This window comes from Stenotrophomonas sp. GL_101, assembly GCF_057835675.1.
Genome location: NZ_CM174432.1, coordinates 2333021 through 2349620 on the forward strand (window position 1 = coordinate 2333021; position 16600 = coordinate 2349620).

Annotated in this window: 13 protein-coding genes; 10 read left to right on the forward strand and 3 right to left on the reverse strand. The window is 59.5% G+C overall.

All coding sequences use genetic code 11. The features are described from left to right. The first annotated feature begins 35 nt into the window (after positions 1-35). From AC3IR9_RS10380 to AC3IR9_RS10400, 5 genes are all read left to right on the forward strand, one after another. Positions 36-881 carry a helix-turn-helix transcriptional regulator gene (locus tag AC3IR9_RS10380; protein WP_489295639.1) on the forward strand — a complete coding sequence of 282 codons (846 nt, stop codon included), beginning with the start codon at positions 36-38 and terminating at the stop codon, positions 879-881. 617 nt (positions 882-1498) lie between these two features. Beyond that, positions 1499-2665 (forward strand): hypothetical protein, encoded by a 1167-nt coding sequence (locus AC3IR9_RS10385; RefSeq protein ID WP_489295640.1) that lies wholly within the window; start codon positions 1499-1501, stop codon positions 2663-2665. Next, positions 2662-4434 carry an ATP-binding protein gene (locus tag AC3IR9_RS10390; protein WP_489295641.1) on the forward strand — a complete coding sequence of 591 codons (1773 nt, stop codon included), beginning with the start codon at positions 2662-2664 and terminating at the stop codon, positions 4432-4434. The genes AC3IR9_RS10385 and AC3IR9_RS10390 overlap by 4 nt, the downstream gene beginning before the upstream one ends. A gap of 56 nt (positions 4435-4490) precedes the next feature. After that, complete coding sequence (locus AC3IR9_RS10395; RefSeq protein ID WP_489295642.1) at positions 4491-5306, forward strand: hypothetical protein; 816 nt, start codon at positions 4491-4493, stop codon at positions 5304-5306. Beyond that, on the forward strand, positions 5303-5872 hold the full coding sequence (locus AC3IR9_RS10400) for a hypothetical protein (RefSeq protein WP_489295643.1): 570 nt from the start codon (positions 5303-5305) through the stop codon (positions 5870-5872). The genes AC3IR9_RS10395 and AC3IR9_RS10400 overlap by 4 nt, the downstream gene beginning before the upstream one ends. Positions 5873-6284: 412 nt before the next feature. Here the strand turns inward: AC3IR9_RS10400 and AC3IR9_RS10405 are convergent, their stop codons facing one another. Continuing rightward, positions 6285-7145 (reverse strand): ImmA/IrrE family metallo-endopeptidase, encoded by an 861-nt coding sequence (locus tag AC3IR9_RS10405; RefSeq protein WP_489295644.1) that lies wholly within the window; start codon positions 7143-7145, stop codon positions 6285-6287. Between the two features lie 20 nt (positions 7146-7165). Then, positions 7166-7486 carry a helix-turn-helix domain-containing protein gene (locus AC3IR9_RS10410; RefSeq protein ID WP_489295645.1) on the reverse strand — a complete coding sequence of 107 codons (321 nt, stop codon included), beginning with the start codon at positions 7484-7486 and terminating at the stop codon, positions 7166-7168. Positions 7487-8143: 657 nt separating this feature from the next. Between AC3IR9_RS10410 and AC3IR9_RS10415 the strand changes: the two genes are divergently transcribed. The 3 genes from AC3IR9_RS10415 to AC3IR9_RS10425 all read left to right on the forward strand — a co-directional run bounded on the left by AC3IR9_RS10415 (position 8144) and on the right by AC3IR9_RS10425 (position 11150). Then, positions 8144-8314: a hypothetical protein gene (locus tag AC3IR9_RS10415; RefSeq protein ID WP_019184226.1), complete on the forward strand. Its 171-nt coding sequence runs from the start codon at positions 8144-8146 to the stop codon at positions 8312-8314. A gap of 215 nt (positions 8315-8529) precedes the next feature. Then, positions 8530-9644 (forward strand): IS3 family transposase gene (locus AC3IR9_RS10420; protein WP_489292866.1). Its coding sequence is split into 2 segments (ribosomal slippage): positions 8530-8782 and positions 8782-9644, totalling 1116 coding nucleotides; the frame shifts between segments, so codons are not numbered across the junction. A 400-nt stretch (positions 9645-10044) separates the two neighbouring features. Then, a protein-coding gene (locus tag AC3IR9_RS10425; protein WP_489291038.1) for an IS3 family transposase occupies positions 10045-11150 on the forward strand; the annotation gives its coding sequence in 2 pieces (ribosomal slippage) (positions 10045-10303 and positions 10303-11150; 1107 coding nt in all). A gap of 9 nt (positions 11151-11159) precedes the next feature. On the opposite strand, the gene AC3IR9_RS10430 is transcribed toward AC3IR9_RS10425, so the two are convergent. Next, positions 11160-12245, reverse strand: coding sequence for a tyrosine-type recombinase/integrase (locus tag AC3IR9_RS10430; RefSeq protein WP_489295646.1), 1086 nt, complete (start codon positions 12243-12245; stop codon positions 11160-11162). A gap of 103 nt (positions 12246-12348) precedes the next feature. Here AC3IR9_RS10430 and AC3IR9_RS10435 point away from each other — a divergent pair, with 103 nt between their 5' ends. Beyond that, positions 12349-13266 carry a DNA-binding protein gene (locus AC3IR9_RS10435; protein WP_489295647.1) on the forward strand — a complete coding sequence of 306 codons (918 nt, stop codon included), beginning with the start codon at positions 12349-12351 and terminating at the stop codon, positions 13264-13266. 1656 nt (positions 13267-14922) lie between these two features. Continuing rightward, positions 14923-16578: a Hint domain-containing protein gene (locus AC3IR9_RS10440; protein ID WP_489295648.1), complete on the forward strand. Its 1656-nt coding sequence runs from the start codon at positions 14923-14925 to the stop codon at positions 16576-16578. Positions 16579-16600 lie beyond the last annotated feature (22 nt).

Below are 16600 nucleotides of genomic sequence, written 5' to 3' on the forward strand. Positions count from 1 at the left end.
GTAGTAACATTAGATTCATAGTAATATCAATCCCCATGCCCTTGTCAACACTGCCCGCCGAGGCGCGCCTTCGAGCCATTGAGTTGCTCCTGTTATGGGAGGGCCAGCTGAGCAACGCGCGCCTGCGGTCCTTGTTCCCGGTGCACGCGACGCAAGCCAGCCGCGATATCGCGGCTTATCGGCAGCAAGCGCCGGGTAACATTGAACGCATCGAAGGGGCCAAGGACTACGCCCCCACACTGCGGGCCAGGCCAGTCCTTACCCAAGGCGTGTTTAGCGAGTATGCCCAGCTCATCGGGGCAGTATTGCCGGGAGCGGATCTGGCAGTGGGCATTGCCGCTCACCGCGTCATCGCCGATCAAACCACGATCGCCCCGGAGGTGTATCGCGTATTGCATCAAGCGATCGCACAGGGAACGGGCGTGCGAGTCAAATACACTTCCATGAGCGATCCGGCGCCGCATTTGCGTGAGTTATTTCCGCACGCGTTGATCCAAGCCGGACCGAGATGGCACCTCCGTGCTTGGTGTTGTCGCCATAGGGAGTTTCGCGACTTCAATCTCGGGCGCATGCAGCAAGCAGAACCAAGTAGCCAAGCACGTCCGATCAGCCCGGACGAGGATCGCGGATGGGTTCTGCGAGTCAGCGCTCATCTGGTTCCTCATTCGGCCCTGACACCAGCACAAGCCAAGCTTGTCCGGCAAGAGACGATGCAGGGAGCTAGTGCATTGGTCATTGAAGAGCGCCAAGCCTTGTTGCCCTATTTGCTGCAGGCCTTCCGTGCTGCTTGGCTGCCAGAGCGCCAGTTGCCTCCTGATTACCTGCTGCAAGTCCGTAACCCCGAGGGTCTGCTGGAGCAAGTGCTCTGGAAAGAAGCTTAAGGCTCAGTCCGTCTTTGGCAGCGCCGGGCGCTGCTAGTCCCTGACGCGACCTTCTGGTTTTGAGAGTCCAGGATTGGGAAGATTTATCGGGGGTAGCCAGTGCTCAGCTCTCGACCCGAAGCGGACATCCGGCCATGCGCCCCCGCCGATCCCGGGTCTGGATCTGCAATAGGCTGACGAGCCTCCGAAATGTAGAAGTTTTGCCATGGACATCTCCTAGGGCCGGGGACGGCATCGTTCTCTCACAGGGAGATATAGTCGTGTCGCGGACCTGCTTGCCTGCGCGGTGCGGCGCCGAGTCGGGGTCCGGCTTTGCAACCGTTTCTTGACCGGCTATGAGCTACCTAAGATCCGGTCAGATCAAGGGGATGCGCACTCCTCGGGGGCGCGCTGTGGGCAAATCGTATGACCAGACCCACTCCCCCGCATCCGATCGCCCAAGCGGGATGACACCTGAAACCACGGCCGCAACTTCTGGCGGTAAGCGCCCACTTAAGGCGGGGTGCGCTACAGTACCCGGGGCACAGGAAGGGGGAAGGGGCCCAGTGGTACGCGGTCCAGCGTGGGCGTTCGCCTGACGCAGGAGCCTTCCTTCGGGGAAGAGAGAGGGAGCAGGTATGACGGACGCCATCAAACTCGGTGACATCTACGACAAGAACTTGAACTTCCTGGTGGGATCGGGGGCGTCGGTGGGCTTGTTTCCCACCCTCGCGTTGCGTCTGCGCAACGACGCCGGCGACGCACATACCTTGGAGAGTCTGGCGACGTGGTTCGAGGAGCGCAACGATACGCGCTTCGACTGGCTCTTTATGCACTACTACGCGACGTGCATCCGCCCAGCACAGGCCTATCACCCGAGTGCCACGGACAGCGTCGAGGCGAAAGTGGTCATCGCCAACTACGAGACCTTCCTCGGCACCGTATTGCACATGTTGCAGCGGCGCAAACCTCTCGACAAACGCTGCAACATCTTCACGACCAACTACGACGCCTGCTTTGCGCAGGCCGCGGACCGTATACTCGCCCGCGCCAGCGACGATTTCGTCGTGAACGACGGCGCTCGCGGATTCCGTCGTCGCTATCTGCAGGCACGCAACTTCAATACGTACCTGTGCCAGACCGGGGTCTTCGAGCGCACCCAAACCAGTGTCCCGCAGGTGAACTTGGTCCACCTGCACGGCTCCATTTACTGGCGCAAGGAAGGCGCCGGAATTCTGGTCGACTATCAGGCGTCTGCACTCGACAGCCTGATCCCGGCCGAGCAGATGGCGGCTTTGAACGCGTTTTCGGCGACCTTGCTAGACGAGACCGCCGGCGTGGCCGACCTCGTCGCGCCACCTCTGCCAGACCCGGTGCGCGATGCCTTCTGGGAGGCCTACCGGAAGCTGCCGATCGTCAATCCGACGAAGTGGAAGTTCCACGAGACCGTCTTCGACGAGCACTACTATCAGATGCTGCGCCTGCTCAGTTACGAGCTGGAGAAACCGAACGCGGTGCTCATCACGTTCGGTTTCTCGTTCGCGGACGAACACATCCTCAATCTGTTGACGCGATCGCTGGCCAACCCATCATTGCAGGTGTTCGTGTGCTGCTACTCCGCGGGTGAGCACGCATGGCTGTCGGGCCTCTTCAAGGTCTACAGCAACGTCCGCTGCATCACCCTGGACAATGGCAAGCTTGATTTCCAGGCCTTCAACGAGCAGATCTTCACTATCTCTCCGCCGACTGACAGCCGGCAGCCCGTGAACGCGGAAGCCGTCGCGGTGCCGGGGGAGGGCGGATGAGCATCCGCGTCGGCGAGGTCATTGCGGTGCACGGCGTCAAGGTGACCCTCAGGATCGATGAGGACTCAAGCAAGGAGACGCTCTTCTACAAGGGTGACAAGTACAAGGGCGTCTCGATTCGCGAGTACATTGCGATTCAACGCGGGTTTCGCAGCATCGTTTGTCTGGTGGAAGGCGAATACCTCGACGAGAACCGGGTCGAGGCTGATGGGGTTCGATCCAACTACATCCGCAAGGTGGACGCCAAGCCGGTGGGTTACTTCGAGGGCAATGAGTTTCGCCACGGCATTAAGTTCATGCCGATGATCAAGGACTCCGCGTTCCTTTTGCAGGAGAGCAGCATCGGTCAGATCTACGGCAGGGGCGCAGGGGCCGGGTTCATCATCGGCAAGATGCTCAAGGAGGAAATTCCCATTGGGTTGCCCTGGCAGCGCCTGTTCAACAGCCACATTGGCATCTTCGGCAATACCGGAAGTGGCAAGTCCAATACCCTGACCAAGCTCTACACCGTCCTCTTCGAGCAGAAGGCGCAGACGATGGCGGGTCGCAGCAAGTTCATCGTGCTCGACTTCAACGGCGAGTACACCGGACTGCAACTGGTGCCCGCGCACGCCAAGCAGGTGTACCGGCTTGCCACGCAGCGCGGTCCCGGCGATAAGTTTCCTCTCAACCAAGACGAGTTCTGGAACGTGGAGACCCTGTCTCTGCTGTTTCAGGCCACCCAGAACACGCAGCGCCCCTTTCTCGTCCGACTGGTGGAGGGGCGCAAGCTGTTCGAGCATGCCCCGGATGCGCTGAGCAACTATGCGAAGTTGACGTTCGAGCGTGTTTTCAGTGCCGCCGCGCCGCGCGCCGAGACCCTGGACCTGCTCCGGCGGATCGCCACCGTGCTCAGAAATGTCCCTTTGCAGGATCAACTCAAGGACATCTCCTGGCACAGCCGCGATCACTACTTCTTTCGCAGGAGTGACGGCGTGTTCTTCAATGCGGACGGTCAAGCGTATGCAGCTACGCTGCGGCCAACCGTTGATGGCCTCGATCTAGGCCCTCTGGATCCGTTCCAACAGCTGATCGTCCGGATGTACTTGCAGCTTGTGCGCGAACTGATCCAAGGTTTCGTCCAGTTCGACCATATCCAGCCGATGATTAAGCGGATGGAGGCGTCGCTGTCGAGTTTGCAGAAGGTCATCAACGTCGGCGTCAACGACCCGGATCCGAGATTGGTCACGGTGATTTCGTTGAAGCAGTGCAACAACGAGACGAAAAAGGTGTTGCCGCTGCTGATCGCAAAGCATTACTACAACCAGCACAAGGATTCAGTGGATTACCCCCCGAACAAAACAATCCACCTGATCGTCGACGAGGCGCATAACATCTTGTCGCAGCAGTCGGCCCGAGAACAGGAGAGCTGGCGCGACTATCGCCTGGAGCTGTTCGAGGAAATCGTAAAGGAAGGGCGCAAGTTTGGCGTATTCATTACCATCTCCAGCCAGCGGCCTGCTGACATCTCGCCGACAATCGTGTCCCAGCTGCACAACTTCTTCATCCACCGCCTGGTCAATGATCGCGATCTATTCCTGATCGACAACACCATCACCACGCTGGACAGTTTGTCCCGATCCCTGATCCCCAACCTGGCCCAAGGCTGCTGCATTGCGACGGGCACGTCGTTTGATCTGCCCATGGTGCTGCAGGTCGACCCGCTGGATAAGTCGAGACAGCCCGACAGCGAGGACGTCAACCTTGAACAATTGTGGCGTGATCTATAACCGGTCGTTGTGATCCGTCCCGATCCGCTCTCTGCGTTCCACGCGAGGCTTTGCAGATGCCTGCAATATTCAACCAGATCTTGATTCTTGATTCGATTCCCGTCGGGGAGTACAACACCGCGCGCCGTCTCTGCGACGACATGGCCGTGTTGGCAACCGCCTTGGGTGAAGACGCTCCGGCTGTCGTACAGCTGCGGGTCGACAGCGCAGCGCACTTTGCGCACGTCATGCAGGAGTGTGCGCAGCTTGCAGCGCGAGAACCATACGTCCCGTTGGTTCACCTGGAGTGCCATGGCTGTCCGGAAGGGGTCCAGTTCGCAGATGGCTCACAGGCGACATGGCCAGAGATGAAAGCCATGCTGACCCCGCTCAACATCGCGACCCGCCTGAACTTGATCGTCGTCATGTCTGCGTGCCATGGCAGCGCCCTGGCTCGCGCCATTGAGATTACGGACGCGGCGCCGGTGTGGGGCTTCATCGGTCCGAATCGAGTTATGCGGGCGTGGGAACTGGAACGCAGCTTCGTCGCCTTCTATCGGGCGCTGCTGTCGACGCACTCGTCGGTGGAGGCCGCCCAAGCTCTACGCGCTACTGCCGAGGCGGGCACCTTCATGGTCATGAGCAGCGAACGCATGTTCGAACTCGCAAGCAGGTCCTATCAGGACAGGCAGTGCCAAGCCGATGCCATCCGCGACCGGGCGTACGCGTTGCAGCAGGCAGCGCAGGCGCGCGGTGTGCAAGTGCCGATCGAGGAAATCGAAAGCAGGCTCGCCGATCCGGGCTGGATCGAACGCTTTCATCGCGCCTTCTTTATGGTGGAGCAGTACCCGCAGAATGCGGAACGCTTCCCTATGTCGGCGCCGGCCGCATGACTTTGGATCTGCGAGCACTGAAGGTTCGCGGGTATGGCGACCACGACTCCGAATCCTTCGACGACTACATTTCCCGCTGGCCGGCGGAGCTGGACAACTTCCCGCACGAAGTGGTTAAGGACTGGGTGTGGCGGCATTGGCAGGACTTCGCCGACCTGTGGTTGCACCGCGACATTAGTGCCTTCACGTTCCAGCGCAAGCGCTACTTCCAAGAGGCAATTCTAGGAATTGGCCGCTTCGACAGTTGGGACGATCTGGCCACGCGATTCCTCGATCTGCATGATGATCTAGATTTTCCGCTTGGCCGCTACATGGTCACCCGCGGGACCTTTCCGGTCCCCATCATCGTTGCGGCCAACAGCGAAGGCTTGACGCATCCGCGCGGCCCGACGATGCAGTCACACCATCTCATTGAAGGGCATAGACGCCTTGGCATGCTGCGCGGTCTGATCGCGCTCGAGCACCCGAGCGTGCAAGAGCACCACATCGTCTGGGAGGTGACGCTGCCGCGCGGCCAGTTCGCCACTGCGGGTGAGGGGTTCACGCCCGCTTTCACGGACACCTAAAAGAAGGCCGATCCAGGCGATGGCGCATTTCAAACGGCCGATGCCGGATCTCGCCGGAGGCGGCGGGCAGGGGATTAGGGATCTTTATCGGAGGTAGCGCGTGAATGTCATCTCGCGACGGCAAATTAACATTTATCTGCCCGGAAATCGCCTAGCTTGGCAGCGAAGCTACGTAAACTTACGATCCCGCTGTACTAGAGTGACAGCCTCCAGTTGGGCGCTTTACACGTAAGCCCTGAGGTCGACCTAGCAGCCCTTGCGGCGGAGTTGCCGCTCGGCACAGGACCCTGGGAGGAAAGATGGATCAATTGGCCTGCGCTTGTCTGCTTCTGGCTGAAAGTTGTTGCAATTGCGTACGCCTACTGCCTCCTGCTTCTGTACTTAGCCTTCGCCATATCCTGTGCGCCTCAGACTAATCTGTCCAAGGTGCCCAGACTTTGGAACACCTAGGAAGTACCAGAAGCGCCAGTGTGTAGTCGAACTGGTCGGCAGTGACCTTCATTTCTTTCAGGCTAAGCCCATCCTCTGCATGCTTGAACCAGGCGCGTGCCGGAATTTCCACACCCAATCGTTCGTGCACGATCTGCCTGTTAGCAGCCAGTGTGTCCTCACCGATGGAAATCGCGCTTCGCCGTGCACGGAAGAAGGCGCCGCCAGTCCGCGCTGACCGGCTCGAAATTGACCAATTTATGAAGCCATCGGTATGGGAAACGAGCACGGCGCAATGCTCGGTGTGCTCGATCCAGCGCAACGCAGCAGCGGTCAGCGACACGCCGTATCGATCAGCGCAATCGGCAAGGACCTCAAAGTTGGCACCGTCTTGGGTGCTTTGGCGGAAGTCATCCAGAGGCATCAGAAGCGTTGCCGCAAAGGCGTTGGCCTGGGCTTCCATCGACGCTTCTTGCTCAGTAAGGCTCACCATGTCTTGCGTGGCGCACCGAAAGTCGATGCGATCTTGTCGATGCAGCAGGTAGTGGCCAAGCTCGTGAGCTTGCGTGAAGCGGATGCGGCCAGGGGATTTCAGCGTCTGGTTGTAAAGCAGCATCCACTTGCTGCGCGTGTCGTTTGCGAAAAGTGCGCCCTCAAAGGACTTGATGTCGGCCGATTCGACGTTGGTGATGGGGTCATCCCAGTGGAAGATCTCTGCCGCCCCCTTGGCCAATGTCACGACGTCAATTGGAAAACGAGGGTCCCCGTGCGCCGCCGACATTGCGTTGAGCAAATGCGTCAGACGGTAGGCAGCCTTGGAGGGAGTGAGCACATCAGCGTTCATCGGCCAATCCTTTGGCAATGTTAGGACTTCTTGAAGGTTTCCATGATCCTGCGCATCTGCTCTTTGGCGGTTGAGTCAAGCTCGCCGTAGTTCCTAAAGAACGCCTGGTCGAGATGTCGCTCCTCCGGACTCGTCGCTTCCTCATCCAGGAAATAGGACACATCCATAGAGAGGGCCTTAGCTAAGGCGCCGAGCTTTTCAACCGACGGGCGAGGGGACTCTCGGTTCTCCAACTCCCACAAATAGCTCTTACTCATGCCAGCGGCGTCAGCGAGCGAGTCGAGCGTGAAACCCTTTTCGCGCCTTAGGTTCTTGATTTTATTGCCAAAAATGGTAGACATCGACGGTTCCTTGGAGGCCGGCACAGCGCCAAGTGCCACTATACCGAACAAAAGCTTTGACAGGAGCGAACGATGCAGGCAAGATCGTCCTGAAAATTCGCTGCACCGAACAAAAAATATCGCTATAAAAACGTGACTCGGTTCACATTTGGCTAAATCGCTGTGCTAGAGTCCAACGCAAAAGGGCCCGACCGAAAGGTCGAGCCCAAGATATAGGGGTGCTAATTTTTTTCAACACAACATGCAGTGGCTCACTTGGTCACTGATGAAGCTAAAATCTCACCGGCAAGGCGTTCAGCTGGTGAGGTCTTTAAGACTGGCTGCCTCGCAAACAGCCGTAAAAGTATAGCGCTCTGCAAAAGAGTGTCAATACACCAGTCTTGAAGTTGTCGGATGAGCGCCCTCAACCAAGAGGACCACCGGCCGTGTCTACAACGACCGCTGCCCCTCGTCCTGGCTACAAGCTCATCTTCCGGGCAGTCATTACCTTGAAGAATGGCAAGAAGATCCACGCTTCTGCTGCGGGCTTGAAAGCTTGGCCGATTTGGGTTCCTGACGGGTAGTCAGGTGATGTGCGGGGCGGCATCGCTGCCCCGCCTTCAACGGTCAGGACCAGTCGCCTCTTGTGCTTTTCTTCCTCAACTACCGAGAACTTCAATGGCTACCAATCCACCGAAAGGCGACGGTCACCGCAATGGCGCGGTGCGCAACCGGTCGCAGACCCAGACCCCGGCCGGCAATTTCGTCAAGCGAGACACCGGTACCGGGCGCTTCATGGACGTCAAAGCAGACAAAACGCCCTTCAAGGGCGTTCGCAAGGAAAAGTAAGTGACGGTCGGTGGTGCTAAGGCGCCACCGACCAATTAGCTGCTGTCAATTTCAGGAGAAGCGCTTTGCCGAACTTCATCATCAACAAGAACGCACAGACCAACGGTGATCACGAGGTGCATAACACCACCACGGGATGCTTGCGTAAGCTCCCCCGGCAGCCAGACACCCGATAAGTAGAGCTTTCTGGCATCTTTAACCAGCCAGGAGGTTGCATGCGCACATCAAGATTCACCGAGACGCAGATCATCACGATCCTCAAGCAGGGCGATGCCGGGCTTGCGGTGAAGGATCTATGTCGCCAGGCCGGCATCAGCACGGCGACGTATTACCAGTGGAAGAGCAAGTACGGCGGGCTTGAGGCGTCCGAGCTTCGTCGAGTCAAGGACCTCGAAGCTGAGAACGCCAAGCTCAAACGCATGTATGCGGAAATGGCGCTGGACAACGCGGCGCTGAAGGACCTGATCGCAAAAAAACTGTAGGGCCGGGTCAGAAGCGTGAGGCAGTGCGTTTCCTCACCGAGGTGCACGCGCGCCCCCTGAGCCGGTCCTGCGGTTATGTGGGTTTGTCTCGTGCGGCCTGGTATGCGCCGCCACTGGACTGGACCGTGCGCGATGCGGAGTTGATCTCGGCATTGGCCAAGCTGGTCGAGGAGCGGCCCAGTCGAGGTTTCTGGAAGTGCAGCGATCAACTACGCAAGAAGCGACGGGACTGGAATCCGAAGCGGATCTATCGGGTATACAAGGCGATGAAGCTCAACCTGAGAAGAGCGGCCAAGCGCCGTCTGCCAAAGCGCGAGCGGGTGCCGCTGTATGTTCCCAGGCAGCCAGATACCGTCTGGTCCATGGACTTCATGAGTGACGCGTTGGCCTGTGGCAAACGATTCCGAACGTTCAATGTGGTCGACGACTTCAACCGCGAGGTGCTGCATATCGAGGTGGATACATCACTCAACTCTGGTCGCTTGGTGCGCGTGTTCGAGCAGCTCAAACGTGATCACGGATTACCGCAGGTTCTACGGTCGGACAATGGCCCTGAGTTCCTGGGCGAAGCATTTACCCAGTGGGCCAAACTCGGCGGCGTGGCGCTGCGATACATCCAACCTGGAAAGCCCAACCAGAACGCCTTCATCGAACGCTTCAACCGCACGTTCCGTGAGGAAGTGCTGGACCAGCACCTCTTCGCACGCCTTGAGGACGTACGTGAGGCAGCGCATTGGTGGATGATCGATTACAACGAGATTCGTCCACATGACTCGCTCAGCGGCATGAGCCCCGTCGAGTACCGTACCGCTCACACCAGAAGCTCTACTTTAGAAATGTCTGCTTGACGGGGGAGCTTACGCTTGTACATGCCGCTGGCGGCTAACCAGATCAGCCTGGGCTCTCATGCCACATGTCGACAGGCTGTTGCTGATGCCAAAGCCCGTTGGCCGCAAAACCGCATCAACGGGTGCTACTACTGCGCCAATGCGTGCCATACCAGCTAGCCTGCAATTAGAGTGCCGGCATATAGCCGGCACTCTTTCTGCATGATCGATACCCAGGGAGGCGCACCAGAACAGTTCTTGGCCCTATGTTTGTTCAAGCATTGAACGCTTAGGCAGAGACCCTCCACGATATGCCCCCCTCTCCTAGTCATCCTCCAAAAGACGTGCAGCCGCGACGTCCCCCCAAGATTGAGTAGCGCAGCTGTTTGGAGTCCAATCCTCAGTGACAAGGAGATTGGACGTGAAGAAACGCTTTTCCGAAGAACAGATCATCGGCTTCCTGCGCGAAGCAGAGGCCGGCATGCCCATCAAGGACCTGTGCCGTCAGCACGGCTTCAGCGAGGCTTCGTACTACCTGTGGCGCAGCAAGTTCGGTGGCATGAGTGTGCCCGACGCCAAGCGGCTCAAGGACCTGGAGGCTGAGAGCACGCGCCTGAAGAAACTACTGGCAGAGCAGGTTTTCGAGAACGACGTCATCAAGGATGCGTTGCGAAAAAAGTGGTGACCGCCCCGGCGCGCAGGCTGCTGGTGCGGAGCATGGTCGAGAAGGGGTTGAGCGAGCGGCGAGCGCTGACGGTGGTGCGGATGAGCGCCAGCGCGCTGCGCTATGAGCCTCGGGCCGACCGCAACGTTGAGCTGCGCGAGCAGATCGCTGCGCTGGCGCATCGGCACAGACGCTACGGGGTGGGCATGATCCATTTGAAACTGCGGCAGAAAGGGCTTGTCGTGAACTACAAACGAGTGGAGCGCCTGTATCAGGAAGCGGGCCTGCAGGTGCGTCGCAGAAAGCGTAAGAAGGTGCCGATAGGCGAGCGCCAGCCTCTCCTGCGGCCGTCCGCTGCCAATGAGGTGTGGTCGATGGACTTCGTGTTCGACCGCACCGCGGAAGGCCGGGTGATCAAGTGCCTGACCATCGTCGACGACGCCACCCACGAGGCTGTGGCCATCGAAGTGGAGCGGGCAATTTCCGGGCAAGGCGTGTCCAGGGTACTGGACAGACTGGCCATGCAGCGCGGCTTGCCACGAGTGATCAGGACAGACAACGGCAAGGAGTTTTGCGGTAAGGCGATGGTGGCCTGGGCTCACGAAAAGGATGTTGCCCTGCGTCTGATCGAACCGGGCAAGCCGAACCAGAATGCGTACGTCGAGTCCTTCAACGGACGGCTGCGCGACGAATGCCTCAACGAGCACTGGTTCCCGACGTTGCTTCATGCCCGTACCAGTATCGAAAGCTGGCGGCGCGACTACAACGAAGAAAGACCCAAAAGAGCGCTTGGCGGTCTAACACCCGTCCAGTACGCCGCCCAGTTGGCGGCGAAGAAAGATAACATCAGCACCGGACTCTAAACCCGCCCACTACTCAAGCCGGGGGGACGTCGCCGGGTTGGCTGTTGCTCCGCCCGCCTGAAAGTACCCCACAACACTCGATACCGACCGGTGCTCGGTCAGCTGCATGATTGCCGGCAACGCTACCCCTTGGCGGCTGGCCTCGGTCACGAACCCCGACCGCAGGCTGTGCCCGCCAAAATCCCCCTCCAGCCTCGCCAGGCGCGCCCGCCGCTGCACAATCTCGCCCACGGCCGCCGGGGACAGGGCAGGGCCCACGCGCTGTTTCCACAGCCGCCGGAAGATCGCCCCCTCGGTGATCCCGGAGGCCTCCAACCAGTCCTGGAGGGCGAGGGCAGCGCGATCCAGCACCGGCTTGTCCGGCGTGGAGGTCGCGGTGACGCCGGCCTGCTGGGTCTTGCTGTGTTCCAGTCGGTAGATATAGCCCGCTTCACCGATGCGGCGTAGGTCGCGCAGGTCGGCCGCAGCGATCTCGCTGCGTCGGCGGCCGCCACTGGCAAATCCGAAGCAGAGTAGGGCGCGGTCCCGAATTCCTTCCAGGCTGTCGTCGCAGGTGGCCAACATGGCCTCCAGCTCGGCCAAGGTGATCGCAGTCTTCTTGCGTGGGCGCTCGCCGCGCTTGACCGCGGCCCGCGCCGCGCGACTGAGCACGGTGCGGATTGCCGGCTGCTCGCAGGGATTGGCCACTTGCTTGAGTCGGTGCGCGGTGGACAGCACGGCAACGCGGTGGCGCACGGTGGCCAAGGTCCACGGGCCGACCTTGGCCTTGAGGCCAGCGGCCACCAAGGCCTGATCGACGGCCGGCGGCAACTCCCAGGCCAATTCGCCCTCAGCCGACCTGCGCTGAACATGGTCGACCACGAACTGCAGCACGACGGCCTCGGGTACCGGCAAGGCCAGCTCGATGCCGTAGCGCGCCGCATGCCAGCCAGCCCAGTAGCGCAGGGCGCTGCTGTAGCTGCGGGTGGTGTTCTCGGCCGCGGCTTCGGCCAGCAGCTCGCGGACCGCATCGGCAGCTTGTTGGGCCAGCTGTTCGGGCAGGGCCAGACTGGTGGCCGTCGCGACAAGCACGGGAATTGTAGAATTATCTTTCATACTATGTAATGTACGCTACGATTTGAAGTTCGTACCCGCGATAATCATCACTTATCGTGAGTACGCTACCAGCAGAGTAGGGCGCCAGTAAAGGAGACTTCGCATGGCCCGCGGCATCACTGAATCTGACGTCCATAGCGCCGCCGACGAGTTGGTCGGCAAGGGCGAACGCCCAACCGTCGAGCGGATCCGGGCTCACCTGGGGACAGGCTCGCCGAACACCGTGACCCGCTGGCTGGAGACGTGGTGGAAGCGACTTGGCACGCGCCTGCAGCCAGCGCGTCCGGACCTGGAAGATGCACCAGCGGTGTTGGCAGAACTCGCCGGACAATGGTGGGAGCTAGCGTTGAGTCATGCCCGGGAGGCCGCCCATCGAGAGCTTGCAGAGGCTGAGCAGTCACTGGCCGCCCGGCGTGATGCACTGGAGGCAAAATCCCGGCTTGTAGCTGACGAGCTGACGCAAATGCGCTCAGAGCGCGACGATGCTCTCACAGGAGAGAGGATTGCCGCTACGCAAGCTGCAGAGCTACAGCGATTGGTTGACCAGCTCCGTCTGCAGATGTCAGAGCTTGTAGAGCAGCGGGATGTCGAGCTTCGAAGAGCCGATCGAAATGAAGCATCGAGACAGCAACTCGACGCCAGGCTTCATGAGGCGCTAGAAACGGCGAAATCTGAGCGAGAAGACTGGGCCGAGTACACCAGATCTGTCGAGAATCGGGCGCTCAGCGATGTTGATCGCGCCCGACAGGAGGTGAAAGAACTCCAGGTGCAGCTAAGCAAGGCATCCGAGCAACACAGAGCTCTTGAGAAGCAGCTGCGTCAGGATATCCAGGCCGCCCAATCAGCGGCCGCCACGGCCAGTCAGTCTGCCGATATCCTGCGCGGCAGATGTGACGCGCTCGAGGGACAACTTTCAGGGCTTCGAGATTTGCCAGCTCAGCTGGAAGTTGCATTCAAGCGATCCAAAGAAGTTCGCATCGCTGCTGATTTTAGGCCGAAACGCAAGCGGTCGAAGCAATGAGCGCGCTGAAGTAGCACTTTTACTTGGAAGGCTCGCCTCCAGAAGGCGAGCCGAATCACCTCGGTTCCTGCAGTCGAGCCTAGTGGACGCCAACTAATGGCGCTACTTACTTGATGGAGGCGCCAACTTCAGAGAAGTAGCGCTAATACGTTGAGCGGCGTAACAACTTTAGTTGGGTCGGCTAGAACGATGCCAGTACCAGTTTGAGCAGGCCGCCGTAGTACCCCAGCCCGGCCACCCAGCGATTTAACATAATATACATTATGCGAAATGGAGTTTCGTTCCATCAGAGGCTTCGCCGGCTCTTCCTGGTGACGAAGCAGGTAAATCTGCAACCTAGCGCCACGTAAATCTGCAATTACTTCAAGCGAAGTGCCGAACCATCGAACGTCGTCCATTTGTCACGTGAGCCTGGATGCCCTGGCGCGGATGAAGCGTTGTTCGTAGGGCGTGGCCTAAATATCCCGGCCTATCGCTCGCGACAGCGCAGCCAATGCCCCTGCCCATCCCGCAGCTGCTCCCACCCGTTACTAAGTCGCCTCATAGCGCTACCACCGATACAGGCGAGTCCGAGCCCCTTGGCATCTGTGGTGCCAAGCGAAGGAAGCTCGACAATTCGGGCGGATGGCACGGGCGCACCGGCTCGCTTTGCTTCTCCCTGTACCCAGTCACGTTCGACACCCTTGCAATAGATGTACCAATGAGGGGCGCGCACGCGGTACTGCTCGCACTTGAGCGGCTCAGCGGGAAGATAGGTGCGAGCGCTTTTGGGCGACGGTGCAGACGAGCGCGGTGCTGGACCGGTGGCGGTATGAACCACCCGCGCAGAAACTGGACCGGCAACCAGCGCCAGCGCTAACAAAACCACTCGTACGTCCATGTATCCCCCTGTGTCTGGAGGCATCATATCCAACGACTGTGTATTCGGTCACGGTATTGGCTGCCGTAGCGATTCTGCTGCTGCGCTCTCTTGGTCCCACCCGCGATCTCAATCGCCGAGCTGGGCAAGGATTGCGAGTCGAATGCGCCCTTTCTCGCCGAGGTTCGCGCGGTGGCAACTGCCCTACCCCTTGCCTGCCGCCTGACTGCGGCCGGAGGCAGCATGCCCGGCGAAGCGGTGTGAAAAAATCTGGCGCGATAACGGAAAAGTATCGCCATCACGACGCATTGGCCATGAAATACGAGCGCGCGATCACATAAATGGCAATGCGTTGCGTCATTTTCTTGACGCCTCTCCGTTCTCCGCATTCCGGTGAAATCGCGAGTTACTTCACATACTGCATCGGCATGATATCTAGCTATCGATTACGTATCGCCAAAGTGCTTGACAAGATTCATTCACCGATGCAAGCATCGAACGCGCAACGGGGGCTGATTCGCGTGCGCACAGGGTAATGAAGATGCGCATGCCGACGACACTTCGAAATCCATACGAAAATCGCTCTACAGGTAGGCAGCAGTATGCTGCCACGCAACTGTATTTATTGATTTCAGCTTGGCTTGCTCTGACGTAGCCGCCGAAGCAGTCTACGCGCGGCTTTGCTGCTCCTTGTGCCATCCATTGTCATGCCTGCACAACACACGGCGCTGGCTATGCGCAGTTGGCAAGCCATGCGGCTCCTCTACACGCATCCCTTCATGGAAGAGAGGTACACGATGTCGACGCTCGTTCCCAGTGCGCGCCTGCAATCAGCCGCTGAAGCACTACTGACACAGCCCCTTTTGGCTGGCGAGGCACCGATTCCGCATGCTGCCGGTGACGATGCGCACGTCGCTTTCATGGAGGAAATTGCCCTGCTCCATGGCTACACCGCTGATCGATACCCGGCGCTGTTCTCGTCGTTCCACGATAAGGAAACGCCGCAGGCACGGCTTGACGGCCCCTCCAACACGGGGGACTTTGTCGATGGCCAGCTCATTGACTACCTTGCCCCCCTGGCAACGAATGGCATGGCCAGCGCGCACGCAATCGTCACGCGTACTCGCCCCGTAGCCTCGACCTACGTCGCGATCAGCGTGATGAATGTCAACGGGCCCACCAAGACGGTTCTGGCATCCGGCTCCAGCCTGAGCTATCTGCAGCAAACCTGCGAGGTTCAGACCAACGATACCAGTGCATTGGTACTCCCCTCGACAGGACAGAACTTCGCGACCATGTCGTGGTCCATCGAGTACAGCGACGGTACCAGCGAGTCCAATTTTGTTTCGACTCAGTGGGCTTATCAGACGTCGGCTGACCCGGATGTATCCGATCCGGCCATCAGCACGCGGACGCGCGGCGATCTCGGCAACGTCATGATCGGACTGTCACGAGGCTTCAATAGCCCGGCAAACAATACCGACATCGACTATTGGTTCTGGCAGACGCAGTACCAGAATACAACGCTGCTGGTGCCCTTCCAGGGGGCGATGCACTTCACCAAGCCCATCGCGCCATTGAGCAGCGCCAATCCCCAGTTGTTCTTCTACCTTGCGCGTGCGGAAGGTGGCATGAGCGAGCTGGTTGCGGCCAATGCACAGCCGTACATGAGCGGGTTCTCGATCGATGACAAGGACCCCTGCAAGCTCAATTTCAAGCTCATGGCCAATCCCAATGATCCTGGCAACGCAATCAATTTCGGGTTCAGCCCTTGGGTCGCAGACACCAGGACGTTCTTCACCGGCAAGGTGGTGGTGACGCTCAATGACAATTCGCCGGCGTGGTCCAGCGTTCTAAGCTCGACGTTGCCGGACCCGAACAGCGCTGATGGCGTCAAGTACATCAAGCCGATCGTGTACGTCTGGCATTGCCTGGCCGCTGGAACCCAGATCCAGATGGCTGATGGCTCTACGCAGGCCATCGAGGCCATGGATGCCGGCATGACCGTGCAATCCGCTGGCGGGACACAGAGCGTGCAAGCCACGCTGGCCCAGCCCCACTGGGGTACGGTGTTTGTGATCCAGACCCAAGGTGGACTCTCCATCACCTGCTCGGGCACCCATCCGATGCTGACGCCAGGCGGGGCTGTTCAGGCCGCGGCATTGGCGCCGGGCTCAGTCGTGTTGACGCGTAGCGGGAATGACACCGTGTCCGCCGTCACCCAGCAACAGCAAAATGGGGACGGGTTGTTCAACCTGTGGCTCGATGGCGCCAGCGGAACATCTTCGTTCTACGCAAATGGCTTCCTGGTCGGCGATTACCAGATGCAGGTCGCCCTGCAGCAGCAGCCTGACCCAGCGAGCGTCCTGGCGCGCTTGCCGGCACACCTGCATGCCGACTACGTCAGCCACCTGCAGGACCAAGCGACCCGGCAAGCTCGGTTGACCAGCTGACGGGGCGCGACAATGCCAGATC

Coding starts and splice junctions, on each gene's coding strand:
- AC3IR9_RS10385 (WP_489295640.1), top strand. CDS start 1,499: ATGACGGACGCCATCAAACTCGGTGACATCTACGACAAGAACTTGAAC.
- AC3IR9_RS10440 (WP_489295648.1), top strand. CDS start 14,923: ATGTCGACGCTCGTTCCCAGTGCGCGCCTGCAATCAGCCGCTGAAGCA.
- AC3IR9_RS10380 (WP_489295639.1), top strand. CDS start 36: ATGCCCTTGTCAACACTGCCCGCCGAGGCGCGCCTTCGAGCCATTGAG.
- AC3IR9_RS10430 (WP_489295646.1), bottom strand. CDS start 12,245: ATGAAAGATAATTCTACAATTCCCGTGCTTGTCGCGACGGCCACCAGT.
- AC3IR9_RS10395 (WP_489295642.1), top strand. CDS start 4,491: ATGCCTGCAATATTCAACCAGATCTTGATTCTTGATTCGATTCCCGTC.
- AC3IR9_RS10410 (WP_489295645.1), bottom strand. CDS start 7,486: ATGTCTACCATTTTTGGCAATAAAATCAAGAACCTAAGGCGCGAAAAG.
- AC3IR9_RS10390 (WP_489295641.1), top strand. CDS start 2,662: ATGAGCATCCGCGTCGGCGAGGTCATTGCGGTGCACGGCGTCAAGGTG.
- AC3IR9_RS10415 (WP_019184226.1), top strand. CDS start 8,144: ATGGCTACCAATCCACCGAAAGGCGACGGTCACCGCAATGGCGCGGTG.
- AC3IR9_RS10405 (WP_489295644.1), bottom strand. CDS start 7,145: ATGAACGCTGATGTGCTCACTCCCTCCAAGGCTGCCTACCGTCTGACG.
- AC3IR9_RS10400 (WP_489295643.1), top strand. CDS start 5,303: ATGACTTTGGATCTGCGAGCACTGAAGGTTCGCGGGTATGGCGACCAC.
- AC3IR9_RS10435 (WP_489295647.1), top strand. CDS start 12,349: ATGGCCCGCGGCATCACTGAATCTGACGTCCATAGCGCCGCCGACGAG.